At 61.7% G+C, this 3996-nt stretch carries 3 protein-coding genes and 1 pseudogene; 2 read left to right on the top strand and 2 right to left on the bottom strand.

The window, feature by feature from the left end; all coding sequences use genetic code 11:
- Positions 1–94, top strand: a pseudogene (locus EET03_RS29305) (ExeA family protein); the annotation flags it as partial.
- Positions 95–154: 60 nt separating this feature from the next.
- Here the strand turns inward: EET03_RS29305 and EET03_RS29310 are convergent.
- Both EET03_RS29310 and EET03_RS29315 read right to left on the bottom strand, forming a co-directional pair.
- Positions 155–550, bottom strand: a complete 396-nt coding sequence (locus tag EET03_RS29310) for a hypothetical protein (RefSeq protein ID WP_075542445.1) — start codon at positions 548–550, stop codon at positions 155–157.
- Positions 547–2709, bottom strand: coding sequence for a Mu transposase C-terminal domain-containing protein (locus EET03_RS29315; RefSeq protein WP_075542444.1), 2163 nt, complete (start codon positions 2707–2709; stop codon positions 547–549). The genes EET03_RS29310 and EET03_RS29315 overlap by 4 nt, the downstream gene beginning before the upstream one ends.
- Before the next feature lie 420 nt (positions 2710–3129).
- On the opposite strand from EET03_RS29315, the gene istA reads away from it, so the two are divergent.
- Entirely contained in the window at positions 3130–3915 is a 786-nt protein-coding gene (istA, locus tag EET03_RS29325) for an IS21 family transposase (protein WP_075542442.1), read from the top strand.
- The last annotated feature ends 81 nt before the right edge of the window (positions 3916–3996 follow it).

The raw sequence follows: 3996 nt of genomic DNA on the forward strand, positions 1-3996 counted from the left end.
GCTACAAGCCCTCGTCGCCGCGTTCGCCGCCGACAAGGCCATCGTCGACGAATCCTCCACCCGCACCGCTGTTGCCGAAGTCACGGCGGACTGAACACCACACCGACACCCCGAACACCACCGACCCCGCCGGACATCCACCGGCGGGGTCGTTTCACACCCGCACATCCTCACGATCAACGCCGCCATCATCCTCATCGTGAATGCCGGTCAACATCTTACCGAGCCCAGGAAAAGCATCGATCGCCACCGCACCTTTAGGTTTGTCGCCATCCTGGACATTACTGTCGACGATGTCCCACAGATCCTCATGCAACGCGGCCAACTGCGGTGTCTTAATCGGGCCAAGGTTGGCGTGCCACTCCCGGCGCTCCCGGTTGTATTCGTCAAACGCCTTCTCGGGCAGCGCCTCGAGTTGGTTGCGCGTCAACAGCTCTAGCGGGATACGGGTAGGGGTGTTGACGAACCGCTGCCAGCCCTCCTTCCTGGCGAGGGTGAGGTTGTCCAAGCGGATGTCCGGTTCTTGCTGTGCTACCCGTTTGGCCGTCACGCGTCTTCCAGGGCGTCGGCATAGAAATCCTCTCCACGGGTGGCATCGAGTTCGTCTTCAGAGTCGTCATCACCGGTCTCAGAATCGGGTTCCTCGATCACCTCGATCTCTTCCTCCTCGACACTTGGTGGTTTCGCTGTGCCTAGACCTAGAACGCGGGCAACCGACGGCAACGCGACGACCTCGTCTCGCGTCTGCGTCTCGTCCAATAGGACAGCTTCTCGTGAGAGTCGCAACGCGATGCGGCGCTCGGCCAACGTTGAACCCAGCCCCAGCTTCCATCGCTCCAATAAGTCAGCGACCGCGAGCCGATCATCGGGGTAGGTGTATTTCGAGGCCGCGAGCTTACGGGCGAATTGCAGCGCGTCCTCACTGAGCGGCATGTCCATCGATGCCGCGTGCTCCCACATCAACTTATGCCACTCGCGGGTGTCCGGATCACGGAAATACACCCCGGTGATGTCATCAGGGTCATAGCGAATAGGCCAGCGGCCCTTCGCCTTCCCGGTATATGGACTGGTCATATTGCGGTACGAGTTGAGCGCTTCGCCGTTGTAGCGGCGACCACCCAAATCGACACCGTAGTGCTGGATGGTGCGCCACTCGGTCTTCAAAAACTCGTAGGCAAGATCGAGGTCACGAGGAGCCTCGATGTAGCCGGCCCGAGCCACACCGTGCTCAAACATCATCGCCGGCGACAGCTTGAGACCCGGAACATGCGGGTCCACCAAACTGTCGTGTGGCCGATGGTGATAAACCACGGCCACCCATTCGACGATGATCGCCTCCAACTCATCCAAGTAGAAGAACGCCTCCGACTCCGGGTCCAGGCCGCGGGAATGCACATCGGGGCCTTTGTATCCCGGCAATGCTTGCAATAGGTCTTCGCGGATAGTCCGGAAGAACCGCTCCACCGGACCCTTATCCCGACCCGTCCGCAACCGCGCCGGCTGGATCGAAATCCCCATCCGCGCACACACACTCGTCAAATGCTCAGACACATAAATCTTGCCGTGATCAATCACAAGGGTTTCCGGCACGATCGCCGGCCCCGCCGCACCAGTCAACGGGCCTTCGATCGCGTCGGTGTCGATCAGTACCGATCTCGGTATGCCGTGGGCAGGCCAGATGGCGTGCGCTGGCCAGTCCTTGCCTGCCAGCTGGAGCCGATACGCCTGATACAGCACTGCTGCGGCGTCCACGGATTTGGTTGATACCGGTGTAAGACGAATCCCGGTGACACATCTTGTGTACCAGTCCATCCCGATCGTTAACTCGGCTTGCACCCACTGCAACGTGACCGGGTCCAGCGCGAACACGTCCAACCGCGTGGTATCCATCAACAGGTATTCACCCGGCCTTGTCGGGCGCAGCTTGCCGTACACCCCATTCGGCCGCTCGGCGATATCGCGGTTACGTTTGGTGCTCAACCGGAAAGTCGGATGTTGCTTTTCCAATTGTTCAAGGATTCGATATGCGGTAGCGCGGCTCGGCACCTTTACTACGTCTGGACCGTAGCGGGCAATGACTCGAGCATTAGCCCGATCAATCACCATTGATCGCGACGGACGGGACTGTTCAGTGTGCTCGACCATGACCTCAAGCGCGGCTTGCACCCAGCGCTCATCGACAAGACCCAGCGGCTTCTGACGGCTGACAGCGCTGCGAGCCAGACCGGCCTCACCGTGCTGACGGAAGTCGGCGACCCACTGCGTCACGGTACGCAGGCTCACGCCGAGTTCCGCCGCTTTCGCTTCGTAGCGTGCGGTGAGCGTGTTCCGGGGGTCATACGGCGGTCGCGGCTCATCGGGTGTCGCCAATTCGACCGCTCCGCAACGGTATCCAGTCAGTACCTCGCGAATGTGTGCGGCCCGCTCGACCACAACCGCTCTTTCGGTTTCCGGCATCGCCGATAAGACGACGTCGGCGGGATCCCCAGGATCGTCGGCGCTGACTCCGGGTGTGTCCGCGATAAGGCTCGCGCGTTGGCTCGTCAACAGCTCTTGCAGTGTCAGTCGTACGATTTTGCCTCGTCCTTGGCATGATCGCAGCACGGTTTCAGTTCCCGACCGTCCCGCATGCAGTTCGGCGACCTCAAAGAGTTCGCCGTCGTAGATCACCCGTGTCCCCACACCAAGGCGCAGCGCAGAACTGCTCACGGTCTCGGTCCTTTCATCAGGATGGCCGATCGGGTCAATGGCTCGGCCAAGTTGATGATGAAGTACTGGTTCCAGATCACGTGGAAGACTGCGGAACGCACCAGCGCAGGTGGCCTACCGAAGTCGAGGCTCAAGGCCTCGCCCAAAGTGCGGCCGACGAGTTTGTGTCGACGGATCGATTCCACAAGCTGGTCGTCGAAACCGCTCGGATTGCGGAAGCCCGCGAGGAAGCGAAGGTTGTTGGATATTGCGCTGGCTTAGGGCCACTGTTCCGTTGCGGGGTGAGCCACTGTTCCGGTTGGGACTGGGCCACCGTGACGCTGCCGGTTGAGCCGTGGCGCCGTTCCCGATCTTGTTGCGTGGGACCTTCGTCGGGTCCGTGCCATTGGGGCATGGGCGTGACGAAAGGAGTCGCCTTTCATGGTCGACTACAAACAAATCCTTCGGCTTCGCGCCGAGGGTGTGTCCCAACGCGGCATCGCCGACGCGCTGGGCTGTTCGCGGAACACGGTAGCGGCGGTGTTCGCCGCGGCGAACACGGCTGGGGTGGGTTTCGGGCAGGTGGCGGACCTCGAGGCGTTCGAGGTCCGCCACCTGCTGTTGCCCGAGCCGACCAAGCCCGACTCTGGTCGGGCTGCACCGGATTTCGAGCATGTGCACCGTGAGCTGGCCCGCCCGTCGGTGACGTTGTTACTGCTGTGGAACGAGTACGTGGCGAAGTGCCGGGAGACCGGCGAGGTGCCGTATCAGTATTCGTTCTTCAACGAACAGTACCGCCGCTGGGTGAAGGCGACGGGCGCGTCGATGCGCATCCAGCGTGATCCGGGCGAATCGATCGAGGTCGATTGGGCCGGTGACTCGATGGTCTTCGCCGACCCGGTCACCGGTGAGCCTGTCGAGGCGTGGCTGTTCGTCGCCGCCCTGTCGTACTCGGCGTATGCGTACGTGGAGGCCTTCACCGATATGACGCTTGTGTCGTGGATCGATGCGCATGTGCACGCGTTCGAAGCGTTCGGGGGCGTGGCACGGCTGCTCGTGCCCGATAATCTGCGTACCGGTGTGTCGAGGGCCGACCGTTACGAGCCGGCGCTGAACGCGGCGTATGCGCGCATGGCCGAGCATTACGGCACCGTCATCATCCCGGCCAGGGTGAGGCGGCCTCGCGACTATCCCGAGGATTTGGTTATCCCGAGTGTCCGGCGTTGATGCAGGTCGAAGCCGTCTGTAGTACTGATTCCTCGGGATAACTATTTGAGCCCGGCGAGTTGCAGGATCAGGGCGTCGTCT

The sequence above is a fragment of the Mycobacterium innocens genome, from assembly GCF_900566055.1.
Taxonomy (GTDB): Bacteria; Actinomycetota; Actinomycetes; order Mycobacteriales; family Mycobacteriaceae; genus Mycobacterium; species Mycobacterium innocens.

Coding starts and splice junctions, on each gene's coding strand:
- istA (WP_075542442.1), top strand. CDS start 3,130: ATGGTCGACTACAAACAAATCCTTCGGCTTCGCGCCGAGGGTGTGTCC.